This is a genomic window from Streptomyces sp. GbtcB6 (assembly GCF_019091475.1).
Classification (GTDB): Bacteria; Actinomycetota; Actinomycetes; order Streptomycetales; family Streptomycetaceae; genus Streptomyces; species Streptomyces hyaluromycini.
Genome location: NZ_JAGXJL010000011.1, coordinates 179,206 through 199,285, shown reverse-complemented (window position 1 = coordinate 199,285; position 20,080 = coordinate 179,206). Strand labels below are relative to the sequence as shown.

The 20,080-nt window shown below is 71.4% G+C and carries 17 protein-coding genes; 2 read left to right on the top strand and 15 right to left on the bottom strand.

What is annotated here, in order from left to right:
- Window positions 1-14: 14 nt before the first annotated feature.
- The 6 genes from obgE to KVT45_RS20640 all read right to left on the bottom strand — a co-directional run bounded on the left by obgE (window position 15) and on the right by KVT45_RS20640 (window position 8,385).
- Window positions 15-1,454, bottom strand: coding sequence for a GTPase ObgE (obgE, locus tag KVT45_RS20665; protein WP_217549529.1), 1,440 nt, complete (start codon window positions 1,452-1,454; stop codon window positions 15-17).
- Between the two features lie 126 nt (window positions 1,455-1,580).
- Entirely contained in the window at window positions 1,581-1,835 is a 255-nt protein-coding gene (rpmA, locus tag KVT45_RS20660) for a 50S ribosomal protein L27 (RefSeq protein WP_010041940.1), read from the bottom strand.
- Between the two features lie 14 nt (window positions 1,836-1,849).
- A complete protein-coding gene (gene rplU, locus KVT45_RS20655) occupies window positions 1,850-2,170 on the bottom strand; it encodes a 50S ribosomal protein L21 (protein ID WP_007381993.1) in 321 nt (106 codons plus the stop codon).
- Window positions 2,171-2,440: 270 nt separating this feature from the next.
- Window positions 2,441-6,403 carry an Rne/Rng family ribonuclease gene (locus KVT45_RS20650; protein WP_217549528.1) on the bottom strand — a complete coding sequence of 1,321 codons (3,963 nt, stop codon included), beginning with the start codon at window positions 6,401-6,403 and terminating at the stop codon, window positions 2,441-2,443.
- A gap of 275 nt (window positions 6,404-6,678) precedes the next feature.
- A complete protein-coding gene (locus KVT45_RS20645) occupies window positions 6,679-7,443 on the bottom strand; it encodes a TIGR03936 family radical SAM-associated protein (RefSeq protein WP_217549526.1) in 765 nt (254 codons plus the stop codon).
- A 108-nt stretch (window positions 7,444-7,551) separates the two neighbouring features.
- Complete coding sequence (locus tag KVT45_RS20640) at window positions 7,552-8,385, bottom strand: hypothetical protein (RefSeq protein ID WP_217549524.1); 834 nt, start codon at window positions 8,383-8,385, stop codon at window positions 7,552-7,554.
- A 171-nt stretch (window positions 8,386-8,556) separates the two neighbouring features.
- Between KVT45_RS20640 and KVT45_RS20635 the strand changes: the two genes are divergently transcribed.
- Window positions 8,557-8,910 carry a DUF805 domain-containing protein gene (locus KVT45_RS20635; RefSeq protein WP_217549522.1) on the top strand — a complete coding sequence of 118 codons (354 nt, stop codon included), beginning with the start codon at window positions 8,557-8,559 and terminating at the stop codon, window positions 8,908-8,910.
- Window positions 8,911-9,014: 104 nt separating this feature from the next.
- Here KVT45_RS20635 and KVT45_RS20630 read toward each other — a convergent pair whose 3' ends face one another.
- From KVT45_RS20630 to KVT45_RS20590, 9 genes are all read right to left on the bottom strand, one after another.
- Window positions 9,015-9,482 carry a hypothetical protein gene (locus tag KVT45_RS20630; protein WP_217549520.1) on the bottom strand — a complete coding sequence of 156 codons (468 nt, stop codon included), beginning with the start codon at window positions 9,480-9,482 and terminating at the stop codon, window positions 9,015-9,017.
- Window positions 9,483-9,639: 157 nt separating this feature from the next.
- Entirely contained in the window at window positions 9,640-12,369 is a 2,730-nt protein-coding gene (locus KVT45_RS20625) for an HAD-IC family P-type ATPase (RefSeq protein ID WP_217549518.1), read from the bottom strand.
- Entirely contained in the window at window positions 12,366-13,367 is a 1,002-nt protein-coding gene (locus KVT45_RS20620; RefSeq protein WP_217549516.1) for a polyphosphate kinase 2 family protein, read from the bottom strand. The genes KVT45_RS20625 and KVT45_RS20620 overlap by 4 nt, the downstream gene beginning before the upstream one ends.
- A 129-nt stretch (window positions 13,368-13,496) precedes the next feature.
- On the bottom strand, window positions 13,497-13,781 hold the full coding sequence (locus tag KVT45_RS20615; protein WP_217549514.1) for a DUF6400 family protein: 285 nt from the start codon (window positions 13,779-13,781) through the stop codon (window positions 13,497-13,499).
- A gap of 86 nt (window positions 13,782-13,867) precedes the next feature.
- Window positions 13,868-14,476, bottom strand: coding sequence for a VOC family protein (locus KVT45_RS20610; protein WP_217549512.1), 609 nt, complete (start codon window positions 14,474-14,476; stop codon window positions 13,868-13,870).
- 54 nt (window positions 14,477-14,530) lie between these two features.
- A complete protein-coding gene (locus KVT45_RS20605; RefSeq protein WP_217549510.1) occupies window positions 14,531-15,280 on the bottom strand; it encodes an SDR family oxidoreductase in 750 nt (249 codons plus the stop codon).
- Between the two features lie 302 nt (window positions 15,281-15,582).
- Complete coding sequence (locus tag KVT45_RS20600; RefSeq protein WP_217549508.1) at window positions 15,583-16,734, bottom strand: catalase family protein; 1,152 nt, start codon at window positions 16,732-16,734, stop codon at window positions 15,583-15,585.
- A 73-nt stretch (window positions 16,735-16,807) separates the two neighbouring features.
- Window positions 16,808-18,160 (bottom strand): Dyp-type peroxidase, encoded by a 1,353-nt coding sequence (locus KVT45_RS20595; RefSeq protein WP_217549506.1) that lies wholly within the window; start codon window positions 18,158-18,160, stop codon window positions 16,808-16,810.
- Window positions 18,161-18,325: 165 nt separating this feature from the next.
- Window positions 18,326-18,916, bottom strand: coding sequence for a hypothetical protein (locus tag KVT45_RS20590; protein WP_254647066.1), 591 nt, complete (start codon window positions 18,914-18,916; stop codon window positions 18,326-18,328).
- Window positions 18,917-19,382: 466 nt separating this feature from the next.
- Between KVT45_RS20590 and KVT45_RS20585 the strand changes: the two genes are divergently transcribed.
- The gene (locus tag KVT45_RS20585) at window positions 19,383-20,060 is read left to right on the top strand and encodes a GAP family protein (RefSeq protein WP_217549504.1); all 678 of its coding nucleotides are present in this window, start codon (window positions 19,383-19,385) and stop codon (window positions 20,058-20,060) included.
- Window positions 20,061-20,080: the final 20 nt, after the last annotated feature.

Here is a 20,080-nt window from a genome sequence, read left to right as displayed (position 1 = left end):
CCGCCCTGCCGGTCCTACTCGAACGGGTCGAAGTCGCCGTACTCCCGCAGGGACTCGTCCCGTTCCGCCTCCCGGTCGCGGCGGCGCTGCGCGGCGGGCCGCGGCTCCTCGAAGCGGTGGTCCTCGCCCCGGCGGCCGAGCATCTCGGCGCCGGACATCATGGACGGCTCCCAGTCGAAGACGACGGCGTTGTCCTCGGGGCCGATGGCGACGCCGTCGCCCCCGCGGGCACCCGCCTTCATCAGCTCCTGCTCCACGCCGAGCCGGTTGAGGCGGTCGGCGAGGTAGCCGACGGCCTCGTCGTTGTTGAAGTCGGTCTGGCGGACCCAGCGTTCGGGCTTCTCGCCGCGCACCCGGAAGAGGCCGTCCTCCTCCTGGGTGACGGTGAAGCCGGCGTCGTCCACGGCCTTGGGCCGGATGACGATCCGGGTCGCCTCCTCCTTGGGCTTGGCCGCGCGGGCCTGGCCGACCAGCTCGCCGAGCGCGAACGTCAGCTCGCGCAGGCCCAGGTGGGCGACCGCGGACACCTCGAAGACGCGGTAGCCGCGGGCCTCCAGGTCGGGGCGGACCATCTCGGCGAGGTCCTTGCCGTCGGGGACGTCGATCTTGTTGAGGACGACGATCCGGGGCCGGTCGCCGAGGCCGCCGTACTGCTTGAGCTCCTCCTCGATGACGTCGAGGTCGGAGACGGGGTCGCGCTCGGACTCCAGGGTGGCGGTGTCGAGGACGTGGACGAGGACGCTGCACCGCTCGACATGGCGCAGGAACTCCAGGCCGAGGCCCCGGCCCTGGCTGGCGCCGGGGATGAGTCCGGGCACGTCGGCGATGGTGTAGACGGTGGAACCGGCGGTCACCACACCGAGGTTGGGGACCAGGGTGGTGAACGGGTAGTCGGCGATCTTCGGCTTGGCGGCCGAGAGTACGGAGATCAGCGAGGACTTGCCGGCGCTCGGGTAGCCGACCAGGGCCACGTCCGCGACGGTCTTCAGCTCCAGGACGATGTCCCCGAGGTCCCCGGGCACGCCGAGCAGCGCGAAGCCGGGCGCCTTGCGGCGGGCGCTGGCGAGGGCCGCGTTGCCGAGGCCGCCGCGGCCGCCCTGGGCGGCGACGTAGGAGGTGCCGTGGCCGACGAGGTCGGCGAGGACGTTGCCGGCCTTGTCCAGCACCACCGTGCCGTCGGGCACGGGCAGGATCAGGTCCTGGCCGTCCTTGCCGGCCCGGTTGCCGCCCTCGCCGGGCTTGCCGTTGGTGGCCTTGCGGTGCGGGGAGTGGTGGTAGTCGAGAAGAGTCGTCACGGATTGGTCGACGGTCAGGATGACGTCGCCGCCGCGGCCGCCGTTGCCGCCGTCGGGGCCGCCGAGCGGCTTGAACTTCTCCCGGTGTACGGAGGCGCAGCCGTGGCCTCCGTTACCCGCGGCGATGTGCAGCTCGACGCGGTCCACGAAGGTGGTCATGGTGCAGTGCCTCCAGATACTTACGGGGTATTACCTATGTCAACACGCGAAAGGCGGACCCGCCTTCCCGATCGGGAAGTGAGGTCCGCCTCGCGAAACGTTCGGTCTGGGCCTTGAAAATCAGGCTCAGGCGACCGGGACGATGTTCACGACCTTGCGGCCACGGTGGGTGCCGAACTGCACCGAACCGGCCTGCAGCGCGAACAGCGTGTCGTCGCCGCCACGGCCGACGCCCGCACCCGGGTGGAAGTGGGTGCCACGCTGGCGGACCAGGATCTCGCCCGCGTTGACGACCTGACCGCCGAAGCGCTTCACGCCGAGGCGCTGAGCGTTGGAGTCACGACCGTTACGGGTGGACGATGCGCCCTTCTTGTGTGCCATCTCTCCTCAGTCCCTTACTTCGCAGCCGCGGGGATCTCAGTGACCTTGATCGCCGTGTACTGCTGGCGGTGGCCCTGACGACGGCGGTAGCCGGTCTTGTTCTTGTAGCGAAGGATGTCGATCTTGACGCCCTTGTGGTGGTCCACGACCTCGGCCTGGACCTTGATGCCGGCCAGGACCCACGGGTCGCTGGTCACAGCGTCGCCGTCGACAACGAGCAGGGTCGAGAGCTCGACCGTGTCGCCAACCTTGGCGGTGGAAATCTTGTCAACCTCAACGATGTCGCCGACAGCAACCTTGTGCTGGCGACCACCGCTGCGCACGATGGCGTACACGCGGATCTCACTCTCTCGCTCGGGAACGGCACCCCCGCAGTCCAGCCACCCGGCGAACGCGGGCGGCCTCTCCGGAACACCGTGTGCTCCCGAGGAAAAGGTTTACGGGGATGTGGCGCGTCCTCATATCCATGGACACGCCGACGGTCAAGGTTACGGGGCGGTGGCCGAGGGGGTCAAACCGGGCCCCACGGGATGTGGGGCCGGTCACTCGGGCCGGGTCCCGAAAGGCGCGGGGCCGGTCACGTGGACCGGCCCCTCGCCCGGGCGTCAGCCCTCGTCGGAGGCGGTGGCGACCGTGGTGGTCTTCTTCGCCGTCGACTTGGCGGCGGCCGTCTTGGCGGTCTTGGCCGCCTTCTTGGCCGTCGTCGTCTTCTTCGCCGCGACCGTCTTCTTGGCAGCGGTCTTCTTGGCGGCCGTCTTCTTCGCCGCGGTCTTCTTGGCAGCCGTCTTGCGGGCCGTCTTCTTGGCCGGGGCGGCCTCCTCGACGGTCTCCTCGGCAGCCGGGGCCTCGGCAGCCGACGCCTCCGCCTGCTCGACGGCCTCAGCGGCCGGTACGACCACGACGGCCGCCTCCTCGGACGCGGTCGGCGCGGTGGCCTTGCGCACCGCACGGCGGCGCGGGCGGGCCGGAGCGGCGCTCTCGGCGGGCGCGGCCGCCTCGGGCTCCGCGACCGGTTCCGGTGCCGTCTCCGCCACCGTCACCGTCACCGCGGCCGTCTCCACCGCCGCTTCGGCCGCCGCTTCCGCCGCCGGGGCGGTCTCGGCGACGACCGTCACCACGGTCGCCTCGGCCCCGGCCGGGGAGCCGGCGGGCGCCGACACCTTCCGGGTGGCACGCCGGCGCGTACGGCCCTTGGGCGCGGTCTCCTCGACGGCCGGGGCCGCCTCGGCCACAGCGGCCTCCGGAGCCTCGACCACCGGAGCCTCGACGGCGACGGGCTCGGCGTGCGCCTCGGCGGGCACCTCTGCCGGCTCCGCCTCGGCTTCGGCCTCGGCCTCCCGCCGCGTCGCACGGCGTTCCCTGGGCGCGCCGGCCGGAGCCGAGGCCCGGCGGCTCGCCCGGCGGCGGGTACGGCCGCGGCCGGCCGCGGCCTCCGCCTCGGCGACGCTGCTGTACAGCTCCTCGTCCGGCGCGAAGTCGGGCGCGGGCAGCGCCACGGGCACGGCGGCCTCGGCCGCGACCTCCGCCGCCGTCTCGACCGCGTGGACGGCCTCGGCGTGCTCGACGGCTCCGTCGGCCACGACCTCGTGCGTCTCGTGCACGTCGTGGTCGTGCTCGTGCCCGTCGCCGCCGCGTCCGCGCTTCTTGCGCTTGCCGCCGCCACCGCCGCCGCCGGTGCTGGGCTGCTCCATGTGGACGATGACGCCACGGCCGTTGCAGTGCACGCAGGTCTCGGAGAAGGACTCCAGGAGGCCCTGTCCGACGCGCTTGCGGGTCATCTGGACGAGCCCCAGCGAGGTCACCTCGGCCACCTGGTGCTTCGTACGGTCCCGCCCGAGGCATTCGAGCAGGCGCCGCAGCACCAGGTCCCGGTTGGACTCCAGGACCATGTCGATGAAGTCGATGACGATGATGCCGCCGAGGTCGCGCAGCCGCAGCTGGCGGACGATCTCCTCGGCCGCCTCCAGGTTGTTCCTGGTGACGGTCTCCTCGAGGTTGCCGCCCTGGCCGGTGAACTTGCCGGTGTTGACGTCGACGACGACCATCGCCTCGGTCCGGTCGATGACCAGCGAACCGCCGCTCGGCAGCCAGACCTTGCGGTCCAGCGCCTTGGACAGCTGCTCGTCGATCCGGTACGTGGCGAAGACGTCGACCTCGGAGGTCCACTTCGACAGCCGGCCCGCGAGGTCGGGTGCGACGTGCGCGACGTAGCCGTAGACGGTCTCCCAGGCCTCGTCACCGCTGACGATGACCTTGGAGAAGTCCTCGTTGAAGATGTCGCGGACGACCCGGACGGTCATGTCCGGCTCGCCGTACAGCAGCGTCGGGGCGTTGCCGTTCTTCGACTTCTTCTGGATGTCCTCCCACTGCGCCTGGAGCCGTTCGACGTCGCGGCGCAGCTCGTCCTCGCTCGCGCCCTCGGCGGCGGTGCGCACGATGACGCCCGCGTCCTCGGGGACGATCTTCTTGAGGATGGTCTTCAGCCGGGCCCGCTCGGTGTCGGGCAGCTTGCGGCTGATGCCGGTCATCGAGCCCTCGGGGACGTACACGAGGTAACGGCCGGGGAGGGAGACCTGGCTGGTCAGACGGGCGCCCTTGTGGCCGATCGGGTCCTTGGTGACCTGGACGAGCACGGACTGGCCGGACTTGAGGGCGGCCTCGATGCGGCGCGGGCCGTTGGCCATGCCGAGTGCCTCGAAGTTGACCTCACCGGCGTAGAGCACGGCGTTGCGGCCCTTGCCGATGTCGATGAAGGCGGCCTCCATCGACGGCAGGACGTTCTGGACCTTGCCCAGGTAGACGTTGCCGACGTACGAGGTGGCCTGCTCCTTGTTGACGTAGTGCTCGACGAGCACGCCGTCCTCCAGGACGCCGATCTGCGTGCGGTCGCCGTGCTGGCGGACGACCATCACGCGCTCGACGGCCTCGCGGCGGGCGAGGAACTCGGCCTCGGTGATGATCGGAACGCGTCGGCGGCCCTGCTCGCGGCCCTCGCGGCGGCGCTGCTTCTTGGCCTCCAGGCGGGTCGAGCCCTTGATGGACTGCACCTCGTCGGACGGCTCGGAGGGCTTGCGGGGCTCACGGACCTTGACGACCGTGCGCTCCGGGTCGCCCTCGTCGGGCTCGGCGTCGGCGGAGGTGTCCCCGGCGCGCCGGCGGCGGCGCCGGCGACGGCGGCTGCTGGAGGAGGACAGGCCGGCCTCGTCGTGGGCCTCCTCGTCGTCCTCTTCCTCCTGCTCGGCGGTGTCCTCGGCGTCCTGCTCAGCCTGCTCGGCGGCGAGCTCGTCGGTCCCGTCGTCGGCGCCCTCGCCGTCGAAGGCGTCACCGCGGCGGCGGCGCCGGCCACCACGACGGCGGCGCCGGCGGGAGCCGGACTCCTCGGCCTCGTCCTCGCCGTCGGCGGCGTCCTCGACGGACTCCTCCGGCTCCTCGGTCTCGTCCTCGGCCGCGGCCCCAACGACCGGGGCCTCCTCCACGGCGCCCCGGCGGCGGCGCCGACGGCGCGAACCGGCCTCGGCCTGCTCGGCCGGCTCCGCGGCGAACGCCGTGGAAGCGGAGCCGGCAGAGGCCGCAGAGGCGGCGGAAGCGGTGGCGGCGGAGACCGGGGCAGCCCCGAACTCCTCGGGCTCCTCGGTGCCTGCGGCCACGGCGGCCGCTTCTGCGGCGGCGCGCTCGGGGGTCTGGAACTTCGGCTCGGCGAACACGGGCGCCTGGAAGACGGCGACGGCGGGGCGGGCCGGGCGGCGCTGCGGCTCCTCCTCGGCGGCGGCCGGGGCGGCGGGCTCGGAGAACCCGATGGCGGCCTGGCGCACGACGCGACGCCGGGACCGGCGCGGAGCCTCGGCCTCGACGGACTCGGTGGCCGGGGCCTCAGGGGCCGAGGTCTCGGCGACGGCGGCCTTGGGCTCCTCCTCGACGGCAGCGGCGGCCGTCTCGGCGGCAGCGGCCTCGGGCGCACCGACGGGCGCGGACACCCGGCGGGTCGCACGGCGACGGGCACGCGGAGCGGGCGCGGCCTCCTCAGGAACTTCGACAGCCTCAGGAGCTTCGACAGCCTCGGGCGCCTCGACCACCTCGGCGGCGACGGTCGCGGCCGCGGCCTCTTCGGCCGGCTCGGCGGGCGCGGACACCCGGCGGGTCGCACGGCGACGGGTACGCGGGGCGGGCGCGGCCTCCTCGACGGCCTCGGCCGCCTCAGGGGTCTCCTGCGGCTGTGCCTCCTCGGCCTCGGCCCCCGCCACGGCGGCCGGGGATCCGGCGGGCGCGGAGGCGCGGCGGGTCGCACGGCGCCGCGTACGCGGAGCGGGCGCGGCCTCCTCGACGGCCTCGACGGTCTCGACCGCCTCAGCGGTCTCATCGGCCTCTTCCGTCGCTTCGGCGGCGGAATCGAAGGTCTCGGCGGCCGGTATGGCCGGCGCCGTGGTCTCGGCCGTGGTCTCGTCCACGGCCTCGGTCCCGGCGGGCGGTCCCGCGGGGCGGGACGCGGCACGGCGACGCCTGCGCGGCGGCAGGGTGTCGCTGGGGGTGTTCAGTTCGGAGCCCTCGGTGGGCTCGGTCGGTTCGAGCATGCGGGCGTTTCTCCCGTCAGGCTCCCGGGCGCCGCGCCTGGTCCGGCGTCGATCTGTCGAGCGACCGCCGGTGACGTCCGCGGCTCGCGCGGTGCGCGGTGCCGCCGTGTGGGGCGCGGGCGCCGCACAGGAGCTCTCTGTGTCCTGTCTCGCCGGTTCCGTACGCCTTGTCGCGGACGGCCTGGCGAAAGTCTTCTGGTCAGTGCGCTGCCCGACCCAGGTGGCTCCCGAGTACGAGGGCGGCGCTACGACGTCCGTCCTTCGCGGGACCTTCCTTACGCCGGTGCCGTCGCGGCGGCAGTCGGTTCGGCCTTCGAGAGGGCCTGAGCTGCCTCGCGGTCGGGCGCGAGCGGGTCGGTCACCGTGCCGGTCTCTTCATCGAGCAGCCCCTGCGCCAGCCTGGTCACCGCTGCGGGGACCGGCGGCGCCAGGTCGGCCACGGCGCGGAGACCGGACAGGACGTCGTCGGGTCGTACGGCAGGCGTCACGTGCCGAACAACCAGCCGCAGTATCGCACAGGCCTGGTCGGTCGGCCTATCAGCCGTTTCACTCTGTGTTTCAAGTTGTACGACCGCGGGGCGGGCGTCGAAGGTGCGGACACCGTTCTTGGTCATGCGCTGGACCTCGACGGCCTCGGCGGTGTTGAACGCGGCGACGGCCTGTTCGGCCTGTGCCGGGTCCACGCCGGCCAGCCGCAGCTCCCACACGGAGGCGGTGAGCCGGTCGGCGAGTCCGGACGTGTGTACCTCGACCGCGTCGACGATGTCGAGCCCGGCGGGCAGCGACTCGTCGAGGAGGGCGCGCAGCCGCTCCGGGTCGCGGGGTGCGGTGAGCGCGATCTCCAGGAACTCCGCCTCGCTGCCCGTGCCGGTGGGTGCGGCATTGGCGTACGACACCTTCGGGTGCGGTGTGAACCCCGCCGAGTACGCCATCGGCACCTCGGCGCGGCGCAGCGCACGCTCGAAGGCGCGCTGGAAGTCACGGTGGCTGGTGAACCGGAGGCGGCCGCGCTTGGTGTAACGCAGTCGGATGCGCTGCACCGCGGGTGCGGGCGGCGGGCCTTCGGGCTGTCGCTTGCCCAGTGTCGTCAGTCCTTCGTGATGCTTGTGCGAGGGCCGTACCGCTGTCGGCCGTACGGCTGTGTAGTGCTATCCATCAAGAGTACGTGTGTCGCGGCTCCCGGGTTCCCGGCGGTCCACGGGCGCGGGCCGCCTCGGTTCGCCGAAGAGGGCGCGGCGGAGGTCGGCGCGGGCCTGGCGGACGGCGCGGCCGATCGCGCGTGCGGCCTCGGCCACCGGGTGCAGTACGAGGTCGCGTACGACGTGTCCGACCGGGGTGAGGACAGTCCGGTACACCCACCGCGCGGGCTCCAGGAAGATCCACCGGAAGAGGGTCCCGAGAACCCGTCCGACGGCACGTGCGACGTACCCGGCGGCCCGCCAGGCGTGGCCGAGAGCCTCCCCCACCTCGCGCACGACGATGCCGAGGACCCGGGCGACCGGGGCGAGGATCCAGCGCCACAGGGCGAGGGCGGGCAGCACGAGGAGCACGCGCGCGGTCCAGTACAGGGCGGTGCCGAGCATGTCGAACACCCAGGCCACGGCCTTCGCGGCGGGCGTGAGGAGCCACACGACCGCGTGACCGATCGGAGTGAGCACGCGCGCGTAGAGCCACACGAGGGCGTGCCCGAGCGGGGTGAGCAGGTAGCGGTAGAGCCAGATCAGGGGTACGACGAGGAGCCCGTGGAGAACCCAGCCGATCGCGCGTCCCACCGGGGCGAGGGCGTACCGCCACAGGAACCGTGCGACGGCGGCGCAGGCGTCCCAGAGCAGGCGTACCGGCAGCACCACCAGGAACACGAGGATCCGCACGGGGATTCTGATCGCGACGACCAGGCATCCCTCGGGGTGCTGCGCCTGCGACTGTGGCTGTGGCTGTGGCTGTGCACGTGACGGCTGCTGGGGCTGTTTCTGCATGTCCATGGCCGGAGAGACGTCAGCGCGCGCCGCGCGGATGCGATCGGCCGCCCTTGATCACCGATCGGCGGCGAGACGGTAACGGTTGACCCGCTCACGCCAATCTGGATGGAACCGGCCACGTCGGCTTGATTTGCTGTGCGCACAATCACGCCTTGATCCCCGGGGGGACGAGTAATGAACTGGTACGTGGACGTACTGAAGAAGTACGCGGTGTTCAGCGGACGCGCGCGCCGGAAGGAGTACTGGATGTTCACGTTGATCAACGTGATCATCGCGATCGTGCTCACCGTCGTCGGCAGCGCCATCCACTTCGCCGCCCTCGCCGCGATCTACAACCTCGCGGTCCTCCTGCCCAGCCTCGGTGTCGCGGTCCGCCGCCTGCACGACACCGGCCGCTCGGGCTGGTTGATCCTGGTCGGCATCATCCCGCTGGTCGGCTGGATCTTCGTGCTCGTCTGGCTGGCCTCCGACGGCAAGCCGGAGGAGAACCAGTACGGCGCCAACCCGAAGTACGCGGCCGCCGTCTGACCCGCCGACACCCCGAAGGCCCGCCGGAACCCTCCGGCGGGCCTTCGCATGTGTGCCTGCACTGCTGTGTGCCTGCACTGCTGTGTGCCTGCACTGCTGTGCGGCTATGCGGCGGAGGACGAGTTCCTCCTGTTGCGTTCGGTCTGCAGGTACAGGACCAGGAAGAGGACGCGCAGGAGGTCGTCGGGGAGGGCGTGCAGGCCGGCGGGCAGGACGACGCGGCGGGGCCGGCCGCCCAGCAGGTCGTACTCCACGGAGAGCGGGCCGATCCCGCGCACCCGGCCGCTGAGTTTGGGGTGGTCGATCGGGTACGGCCCGATGCGCCGCGGGATCCCCGACCAGGCGGTGCTGTCGACCTCCCAGGTCCCGAACGTTCTGGGAACCGTGCCCAGGCGGCCGTAGCCGATCTCGACGTCGCCGATCCGGCGCAGCCGGCTGCCGAGCATGTCGTACTCCAGCGGATGCGGCCCGAGCGCGCGGGGCCGGCCGCCCCAGCGGCCGTAGGTGAGCTCGACCTCCCCGATGCTGCGCAGCCGGCCGCCCAGCAGGTCGTACCCCAGTTCCAGTTCCATGTCCGCCAACTCCCCCGTCATACGCCCGCGTTCCGCTGTTCACCGGTGTCCGGTCCCCCTGATTGTGCGGCCGGTCCGAGGCGGCTTCCATGGCGGTCGTGTCACGGTTTCGTCGGCGCCCGGAAGATCCGGTCCGGCAGATCCGGTCCGCGGCGCGTCATGTCCGCGGGACCGGCCTGCCGTTCCAGCGGGCGAGGAACTTGCCGAGTTCCCACAGCGCCAGCAGCGCGAGCGCCGGGAGCAGCGTCCAGGCGAACTGGGCCGGGTTCAGTTCGGTCGTGCCGAGCAGCCTGCGGAAGGCGTCCATCTGGGTGACCAGGACCGCGAGGACGAACTCGATCAGCATGGCCCGGTTCATCTGCTTGCTGTCGAAACTGGCGGTGGTGAGCACGGTGTCGCGTTCGCTGCGGCACTCCAGGGCGGCCACGATCAGGCAGAGCGCGAAGGACGTGAACGCCATCGACTGGCCGATCGCGACACTGCCGTAGCGGGTGGTGCCGAGTTCGATCAGGCAGAGCAGGCCGATGGTGATCACCAGGCCGGACAGCCCGACGGTGAGCATGACGCCCCGGGTGAGCACGTGCGCGCCGCGCGGTCGCGGGCGGCGGGCCATCAGGCCGGGGCTCTGCAGGTCGAAGCCGAGCGCGAAGCCGAAGGCCGCGTTGACGAAGAAATGGATCCACAGCACCTGTGCCGGCGTGAACGGTTCCCCGGCGGCGATGTCGAACAGGGTCGCGCCGAGAAATGTCAGCACGAACACCACGAGCAGGACGAGGACGAAGCGGATGTACTTGGTGAGGTTGTCGTAGATCTTGCGGCCCTGTTCGACGGCGAAGACGATCGTGGCGAAGTTGTCGTCGGCGAGGACCATACGGCTGGCGTTCTTGGCGACCTCGGTGCCGGAGCCCATGGCGATGCCGACGTCGGCCGCCTTGATCGCGGGCGCGTCGTTGACGCCGTCACCGGTCATGGCGACGACGCCGCCTTTCTTCTTCAACGTCTCGGCGAGCAGCACCTTGTGTTCGGGGGCGACCCGGCCGACGACGCCGATGCCGTCGATCCGGGCGAGCCGTTCGCTCTCCGGGAGGGCGGCGAAGTCCGCTCCCAGCATGGCCTCGCCCTCGATGCCGAGCTGCCGGGCGATGGCGGCGCCGGTGACGACGTCGTCGCCGGTCACCATGCGGACCCTGATGTGCGCGGCCTGTGCGTCGGCGACCGCGGCCTTCGACTCTGCACGGGGCGGGTCGACCATGCCGACCAGGCTGGTCATCTGGAGGTCGGTTGCGTAGCCGAGGAGGTCGCTGTCCGGGTCGAACGCCGCCGGGTCGAGGTCGCGGCGCGCCGCGGCCATCACCCTCAGCCCTTCGCCTCCCATCCGTTCGACGTGTTCCTGGGCCCGCTGCCGCAGCCCCTCGTCCCACGGGACGGACGCGCCCTGCCGGAGTGCCGTGGCGGCCCGGTCCATCATGGCCGGCGCCGCGCCCTTCACGAAGCAGCGCACGACGGGGCGGCCGGTCTCGTCGGTGGCCCGGTTGAAGGTGGCCATCAGTTTGTAGGAGGGGTCGAAGGGCAGTACGGCGAGCCGGGGCAACCGTTCCCGGGTGGCGTCGACGTCCAGGCCGGCTTTGTGACCGAGGACCAGGAGGGCGCCCTCGGTAGGGTCGCCGACGACCTTGCCGTCCACCAGCCGGGCGTCGTTGGCGATCAGGTAGGGCAGGATCGCGTCCGCCATGTCCGGGGTGCTGCCCACCGGGTGCCGGATCCTGCCCTCCAGTCCGTAGCCGGTGCCGGAGACGGTGTAGCGGTCGCCGGCGTCGACGACCTCCACGGCCGTCATCTGGTTCATGGTGAGCGTGCCGGTCTTGTCGGAGTTGATCGCCGAGGTGAACCCCAGCGCCTCCACCGACGGCAGGTCCTTCACGATGGCCCGGCGCCGGGACAGGTCGACGGCGCCGATGGACAGGATCGTCTGGGACACGGTGGGCAGGGCCTCCGGGATGGCGGCGATCGCCAGCGAGACGGCGCTGATGAACAGCGCGTCCCACGCCGTACCCCGGCCGCGGCCGAGTACGAACATCAGGATCATCGTCACCCCGGCCGTCGCCGTGATCCACAGGGTGAGCCGGTCCATCTCCCGGGTCAGCGGCGAGGCCTCCCGGCGGGTGCTCGACAGCATGCCCGAGATACGGCCGAGTTCGGTGTCCGCGCCGGTGGCCGTGACCACCGCAGTGCCGCTGCCGTGGGTGACCGGGGTGTTCATGAACGCCATGTTCCGGCGCTCCCCCGGCGGCAGGTCGCCGTCGGCGAGCGTGGCCGCCTCCTTCGCGGCCGGTACGCTCTCCCCGGTCAGCGCCGACTCGTCGATCTGCAGGGCGTTCGCCGTGACGATACGGCCGTCCGCCGGCACCTCGTCGCCCGCCGCGAGCAGCACCACGTCTCCCGGTACGACCTCCTCGGCCGGGATCTTCGACTCGGTGCCGTCCCTGCGCACCCGCGCGGTGGCCTTCATCATCGATTTCAGCGCGTTCATGGCGCTGTCCGCCTTGCCCTCCTGGCGCATCCCGGCGACCGCGTTGACGACGGTCAGGACGAGCAGCAGGATTCCGGTGCTCCACTCCTTGATGACGAGCGAGACGACGGCGGCAGCCACCAGGACCAGTTGCATGTAGCTGCGGTACTGGGCGAGATAGCGGCGCCAGCCCGGCAGCGGCTTCTCCTCCGGCAGCGCGTTCGGGCCGTGTGTCCGCAGCAGCTCCGCGGCGCGGGCGCCGGACAGTCCGGCGGCCGGATCCACCTCGAAGGCGGCGGCCACCTGCTCCGGCGGCCGCGCGTACCACGGCCTGCCGCCGGCCGCCCGGCCCTGCGGGGCGTCTGTCCGCGCGGTCATGAAGACGCCTTCTTGTTTTTCTTGTTCTTGTTTTTCTTGTTGTTCTTCTCGTTGTTTTCCTTCTCCGCCGCCGCGTACGGGTCCAGGGCCGCTCCCGCGGGTGCCTGCGCCTCCAGTTCCTCCCTGACCTCGGCCAGTTCTCGCCGGGTCTGGTCGCTGACCTGCGGGTACTGCGGGTCGATGGCCATCAGGGCGTGTACCAGGACAGCGGCCGCGCACACCCTGGCGAACCACTTGTGGTCGGCGGGAACGACGTACCAGGGCGCCCATGGCGTACTGGTGGCGGACAACATCTGTGAAAACGCCCGCTGATAGTCGTCCCAGTAGGCCCGCTCGCGCACGTCGGCCGACGAGAACTTCCAGTTCCGCTCGGGTACGTCGATGCGTTTGAGGAAACGGGTGCGCTGTTCTTCCTTCGACAGGTTCAGGAAGATTTTCACGATCCTGAAGCCGTTGTCGGTCAGGTAGCGTTCCCAGTCGTTGATCTCGCGGTAGCGCCGCTTCCACACGTCCTCGCCGCGGGCCGCGTCGGGCAGCTTCTGGCGGCGCAGGTTGTCCGGGTGCACCCGGACCACGAGCACTTCCTCGTAGTGGGAGCGATTGAAGATGCCGATCTCACCGCGGCCGGGCAGGTTCCGGGAGTAGCGCCACAGGTAGTCGTGGTCGAGTTCCTCGTTCGAGGGGACCTTGAAGCCGACCACGCGCACGCCCTGCGGGTTGACTCCGCTCATGACGTGGCGGATGGTGCCGTCCTTGCCGCCGGCGTCCAAGGCCTGCAGGCACAGCAGCACTCCGTAGGTGTCCTGGGCGGCCAGCCGCCGCTGGTAGTCGGCCAGTTGCTCGATACCGCTGCGGAGCAGTTCGACGCCGTCCCTCTTCTTGCGGATGCCGGCCCGGAAACCGGGGTCGAAGTCCTCGGCCAGCCGTACCTTGCTGCCGGGCTCGACCCGCAGCGGCTCGATGAACTCCGCGATGCGGTCGGCTCTGTCGTCGCCCATGGCCCACCCGCCCTTCGCACCGGCCGGTCCGCCTGTCACAGCGGCCCGTCCAGGCTCCCGTCGGCCGCCCGGGCCGTCCTCACCCGTCGCGGGTGGTTCACGTCGTACGGCGGGGCCGGGGCACGCGGATCATGCAGTGGCGTCGCCGCCACCATCGCCGCCGCGGTCCGCGTCGTCCCCGCGTCGCGGAAGGACGCCGGCGGCGACGAGGGTGTCGTACAGCCGCTGCTGTTCCGGATCGAGGCCGGAGTACAGCATGTCGAAGGCCTCCTCCTCGCCCCGCACCATCTCGACGGGGTCCCAGCCGTCGCCGAGTGCCGCCATGACGTGCGCCCTGCGGGTCATCTCGTGACCCGTGAGGTCGACGGAGAACTCGACCGGCTCGGTGGGACGGGAGGCATCTTTGTCGGACATATAACCGAATTTAGGTACGCCGTACGGCTCACGACAAGAGCCCGTGGGGCACATCACAGCAGGTCGGGGGCGCGCCTGCGGCCGGCTCACGCGGGCGGTGCGGTCCCGGCCTGCTCGCTCACCAGATACCGCGCGTACCAGTCCGGCCAGTCCGGGTCCTCGCCGCCGGTGCGTGCCTCGTGCTCGCCGTGCGCCGCCGCGGCCCGGCGCAGGGCACTCGCCAGGTCGCCGGCCGAGGAGAACGTGGTGGCCGCGGGGTCGAGCCGCCCCGGGAGCCGGGTGGTGACCTCCTGGAGGAGCCAGCCGTTGCCGTCCGGGTCGCTGAACGACAGGAAGGAGCCGTAGCTGCCGTCGGGGCCGGCCACCCGGGCATCGGCGCCGGCGTGGTGGAAGACCCCGCCGGCGTCGTGGAACACGTCGCTCGGGCGGGCGCCGTGCCGGGCCAGGTCGTCGTGGGCGGCGCCGATGTCGTCGACGATCAGGTGCAGCCCCCGTGCCGAGCCCGGAGCCTGGTCGGTGACCGACGAGCCGAAGATGACCGACGCCGGGGAGCCGGGCGGCGTCACCTGTACGACCCGGAAGTCCCCGTCGCCCGCGACGTCCGCGTCGAGGCGCCAGCCCAGTGTGGTGTAGAAGTCCTTGGCCCGGTCGACGTCGGCCACCGGCACCACGACGACCTCCAGTTTCATGTCCATGACTTGCGCCTCCCGTCTCGTAGGGACGTAGGGGGTACCGGCGAGGGCGGGCGGTCAGTGTGCGAGCAGTTGCTGACCGCCGTCGATGTCGTAGGTGGCGCCGGTGAGGGCGTCGTTGACCATGATGTGCAGGGCGAGAGCGGCGACGTCCGCCGGGCCGACCACCCGGCCGATGGGCAGTGTCTTGCGCAACTCCTCGCGCCGCGCCTCCAGTTGGTCACCGAGGAGGGCGGCGGACAGGGGGGTGTCCACGAACCCGGCCGCGATGAGGTTGACCCGGACCGGGGCGACCTCCAGTGCCAGGTTGGCGGTGAGCGCCGGCAGCGCCGCGGTGACGGCTCCCGCCACGGCCATCCCGGGCGCGGGCCGCCGGCCGCCGGTGCCGCCGATGAACAGCAGCGTTCCCCCGGCCCTGACCTTCTCCCGGCCCGCCCGTGCCACCGCCAGCATCATCGCGACACGTCCGCCGAAGTCCCGGGCGGCACTGGTCAGATCGAGTTCGCTGAGGGGGGTGTACGACGGGCTGCCCGCCGTCACCATCACATGGTCGACCCGCCCGGGCAGCTCCCCGAGGAAGCGCTCCAGGTGTGCGGTGTCCTGGGCGTCGAGCACGGCCGTGGACAGCGGGCGCAGTTCGTCCGCGGCCCGCCGCAGACGTTCGGCGTTCCGTGCCACGAGCACCAGGTCACCGCCGGCGGCCCGTACCTGCCGCGCCGTCTCCAGACCGATGCCGGCGCTGCCGCCCACCACGACGACCGTCTGCCCGGCCAGTTCCCCGTTCGCTCGGCTCGGCTCACCAGCCATGACCACCTCCGCGTCCGCCGGCGCCGCCCGACTCGCCGGCCCTGGCGACCCTTTGCCGGAAGCCCCTACCGTCGCCCCCGTCGTCGCCGCAGTCGCCCACAAGGCCGACGAACCCGTCGGTGGTGAGCACGGCGTGGGCGTTCAGGGGCGCGTTGAGCAGGAAGGCCGTTGTACGGGTCGGTTCCCGACCGGCCGGCGAACGGACCGGATCGCTGCTCCGACGCACAGAGCGGGGATGCGGGGACGGCCGAGGCCGCCCCGAGCTCTCCGCCAGGGTCACCCGACTCCGGAACCTCAGTCTGTCACCCACCCGGCGGCACGGCATCCCGGGCCGGGCCGAGTACGTCGTCGGCGCTGCGGGGCTCGGTGCGCGGCTGTCGGTTGAGTCTGTGGCGGGCGACGGAGGATCGCCGGTAGACCTCCTTGCGGGCCCGCATGATGTTGCCCAGGGGCGCGTGTTCGGCGGTGACCCGCCAGGGGGTGAAGGAGAGCGCGTCCATCTTCTCCAGGTTCTCCGGGCCGGAGATGTCCTGCCGCGGCAGCCTCAGCTTCGCCACGGTGAAGGACGGCGAGAGCTGTTCGGGCCACTCCACGGTGGTGTCCTCCACCGGCATGCGTTGCAGGTCGGTGCAGAGCTGGACCTGGATGTCGAAGACGTAGGGCCGCTCCTGCAACTCGGCCTGCAGCGCCGGTCGGAAGACCTCCTGCGCGGAGGCCGGGTCGACGGTGCGCCGGACGACCGCGGCGGCGGAGGACGGCTCGGGGGTGATGCGCACCTTGGCGATGTAGTCACCGTGCCGGACCGCGCCCATCGTCCAGTAGCTCGACAGCAGCAGGTTCGCCGGAGGGGTCTTCGCCAGCCGCAGGAACGCCAGGAACTCGTCCCACGCCCAGTTCTCCTGGTCCAGCGTTCCCTTTCCGGTCACGAAATCGGCGTAGAAACGATGTGCGCCGGGGCGGCCCTGGGAGAAGTAGGCCGGCGCGTTCAGGAACAGTTCCTGGATGAACAGGTAGTGCTCGACCGTGTTACAGAAGAAGACCGGTCCGTTGATGTTGGCGTAGTCGAACGTGCCCGAGTCCGGTTCGTCGTCCAGCAGGGTCGGGCCGGGGATGTCGAACATCTTCAGCGCCAGTCCGGTGGCGGCACCCAGTCGTGCGTCGGCTCCGGCGTGGGGCGAGCCGTTGGAGAAGCGGATGAGCGCGTCGTGGATGCCGGGCGTCGCGTAGATTCCCTGGGCGTACTCGGGGGGCAGCCCGGCCAGGATCTCCACTTCCCCGCGGACCAGTCCGTAGCCCTTGGCGTGGGCGTCGCGAAGGGCCCGTCCGGTGCCGCCGGCCTCGACCGAGTCGGCGATGTAGCTCTCGGTTTTCTCGATCACCGTCTGCACGTCGCGGTCGAAGTCCGGGGCGTCGTCTTCGACATCAGGCGTGTAGCGGACGAACTGTGCTGCCATGACTTCGACCTCTCCTCGGAGAGCCTGAGCGGACGTCGGGGCGTGAGCGGACCTCAGGGGGCGGGCATCGCCGTCAGCCCTCCAGTTCGGCGAGCCAGCGCAGGGCGCGCAGACCCGGCAGGAAGCAGTACTCGCCGCCGCGGGTCACCACGAAGCTGGGCAGGTTCTGCAGGCGGCGCCGGACCGGCTTCTCCGGGATGGTGACGCTGCCGGTTCCGCCGTGATGCCCGGCCACCGGGTCCTTCTCGCCCGGGTAGCCGATGAAGTTGCCGTCGTTGACCCACTCGGCCTTGATGAACTCGAACTGCCGCTCCAGGTGGGCACCGATGAACACCCCGACCAGGCCCCGCTCGGCGCCGTCGTCCTCCAGCACGCCCTCGGGCAGCGGCGGGCCGTAGGTGGTGCCGCGGCGGATGAGCCGGTGCATCCGCGCGTCGCCGATGATGGTGGAGTCACGGGGGTTGGTACGCCGGATGTGCGCGCCGGCGGGGCACCGGTAGCCGCGGTCGTCGTTCTCCCGGTAGAGGAAGTTGTTGACGCGGTGCGGATCGGCCGCCAGCTCCGGATCGTCGCGCTCCGGCGCCAGCGTCAGCGGCGCCCCGCTCGGCCAGCGCCCGACCATCTTCGCCGCCAGGAGTGCCTCCTCCTCGGCGCCCGAGCTGTTGGCGCGCAGGTACCGGCGCCATGCCGCCACGTTGGTGTGGATCTTGCGGACGGCCACGTAGGTTCCGTTGCGCCCCAGCACGTCGGGGCTGGGCATGGGCGGCAGACCGCCGGTCTCGTCGGGGTAGCCGAGGATGAACTCGCCGGCCTTGATGGGGGCTTCCTGCGGGTTGGAGCCGGGCAGCCCGACGCCCTCGATGTTCGGATGGCTGATGCCGTCGCGGAAGCCGAAGGTGGTGCGCCCGGTCGGCAGCTGGCGGACCTCCTGCTGCCAGATCACCCGGACGCCGGGGGTGTCCTCGTAGGCGACACGGGCCTGCTCCAGCTCCTTGTCCAGCCGCGCCGCGTCGGAGGACAGGGCGCTCAACGCGATGTGGACGTCACCGGTTCCGAACGGCGCCTCCCAGCGGGACGGCGCGCTCTCGCCCACGTCGCCGATCAGCTCCGCCCGGGCGGCCATGCCCTCACGAAACGCCCGCGGAAAGCTGTCCAGCGACTCCTGCGGAACCCCCAGGGCCCTCAGCCCCTGGTAGCTGAACGCCACAGCCACCCAGGCGTCCTGTTCCGGGTCCACGGCGGGCAGACCACCCGAGGTCAGCGGGAGCAGCCGGCGCAGCAGGGCGCGCCCGGCGTGGCGGTCGTCCACATGCAGGAAGACGAACTTTCCCTCGTACGGGACGGGCCTGGGCCGCAGGGCCCCGCTCTGGACGTCGTCGATCTCGACGCGCACGCCCGCGGCGCTGCCGCTGTCCGCTGTGTTCATGATCGCTTGTGCCTCCGCATCGGTCTTCTGCCTGGACGGCCCTGCAGCGGCCGGTGCGCGCCCGCCGACACGGTCCACCGGCGGTGGCGGGTACCGTGGGTCGGCCGGGTCCGGGGTCTGGTCCGGGTTCTGATCCGGGTTCTGGTCCGGGGTCTGGTCCGGGTTCTAGGCCGAGGCCTCCTCCAACAGCTTCTGGAAGGCGGGCGTGGCCAGCAACTCGGCGTTCGCGGGGTCGTCCAGTGCCGCCCGGAACTGCGGGGTGTCCAGCACCTCCTGGAACGCTTCGTCCACGCGGTGGTCCTTGTAGATCTGCTGAACGGTCAGGTCGGGATAGGCGCTGACGAAGACCCCCGCGGGCTCCTGGTGGGCGACGAACCAGTCCTTCACGCCCGGATCGGTGACGCCGGGGAATCCTTCGCTGTGCGAGAAGACCTTGTCGAAGCGGGACCCGACCACCGTCTGGGCGAAGTCGTCGATGTAGTTGTCCCAGGAGCCGTCGAAAACGCTGGCGAACATGAACCGGGTGTCGTTGTCGAAGATGACGTGCCGTGCGTCGTGCAGCGTGCCGATCTGGCGGACCGCCGCATGGACCTTCTCGTCGTCCGCCACGTCGGACAGCATGGCGAGATCCTTGCGCAGCGCGTCCGCGTGCCCCGGCTTGATCTTGGTGAAGACGGTGAACTCGTTGCAGACCCCGTCCGACCTGCCCGGGCGTTCGGGGTGAGCAGATCCGGTTGCGCCTGTCGTCGCAGTCATCGTGACGTCCTCCTGCCACGGTCGGTGCGAGGTTCGCCAAACGCCCGGGCATAGGGCGCCGTCGCCCTCACCTCTTCATCCTGACCACATGCCGGTCGCTCCGCACCCGCGGGATCGCGAGTGCGCGCTCACCAGGAGCGACGAGCAGGCCAAACCCCTCTGCCCCTCAGGCCCTCAGGCCCTCATCAGCTCTCGGGGCTCCGGACAGCTCACGAGGACAGACTCGCCGGAGCGCAGGAACATGGAAGACGAGCCTGTCGGGGCGACGAGACGCTCAGCAGACCGGAACGTCCGGCCGAACCGTGGGCCGGCGCCGGCCGACGAGGACCGCCGTCGCGCCGGACCGCGCACCAACCACAGATCCACGGCTGCGCGTTCAGGCGGCCGGGCTTCCGGGCGGCCGGGTCACCCACTCCCGTAGGTCGCCCGATTCCACAGCCGCTCTGCCCCCCACCTGGAGGCGATCATGGGCAAAGTTCTCGGTGACATCCTGGGGCTTGCGGCCGGTGTCGCGGTCAGCCCGCTCCCGATCATCGCGGTCATCCTCATACTCGCCACGCCTCGGGGACGCCTCAACGGAGTCCTCTTCACGGTCGGCTGGATCCTGGGACTCTCGGTGCTGGGCGCGGTCATGCTGGCGATCGCCTCCCCCGCGAGTGCCTCCGCCCACAATCACCCGGCCACCTGGGTGGGAGCCCTCAAACTCGCCCTGGGCCTGTTCCTCGTCGTCTTCGGCGCCCGGCAATGGCACCGGCGCCCGAAGGATCCCTCGGAGGCCCGGCTGCCGAAGTGGATGAGCGCGATCGACCGCCTCACACCGGTCAAGGTCTTCGCACTCGGACTGGCCCTGGCCGCACTCAACGCCAAGAACGCCCCGCTGACCATCGCCGCGGGCGCCGCGATCGGCTCGGCCGGACTGCCGGTCGGGCAGCAGATCGCATCGCTGGCGATCTTCGTCGTGATCGCCACCCTGGGCCTGCTCGCCCCGCTGGGAGTCTTCCTGCTCGGCGGAGAACGGGCCAAGACCACGCTCGGCAACTGGAAGGACTGGGCGGCCCAGCACAACGTCGCCGTGATGGCGGTCCTGTTCTTCGTCCTCGGTCTGAAGCTGCTCGGAGACGGCATCGGCATCCTGATCTCCTGACAGGCTCACGCACGTCGAGG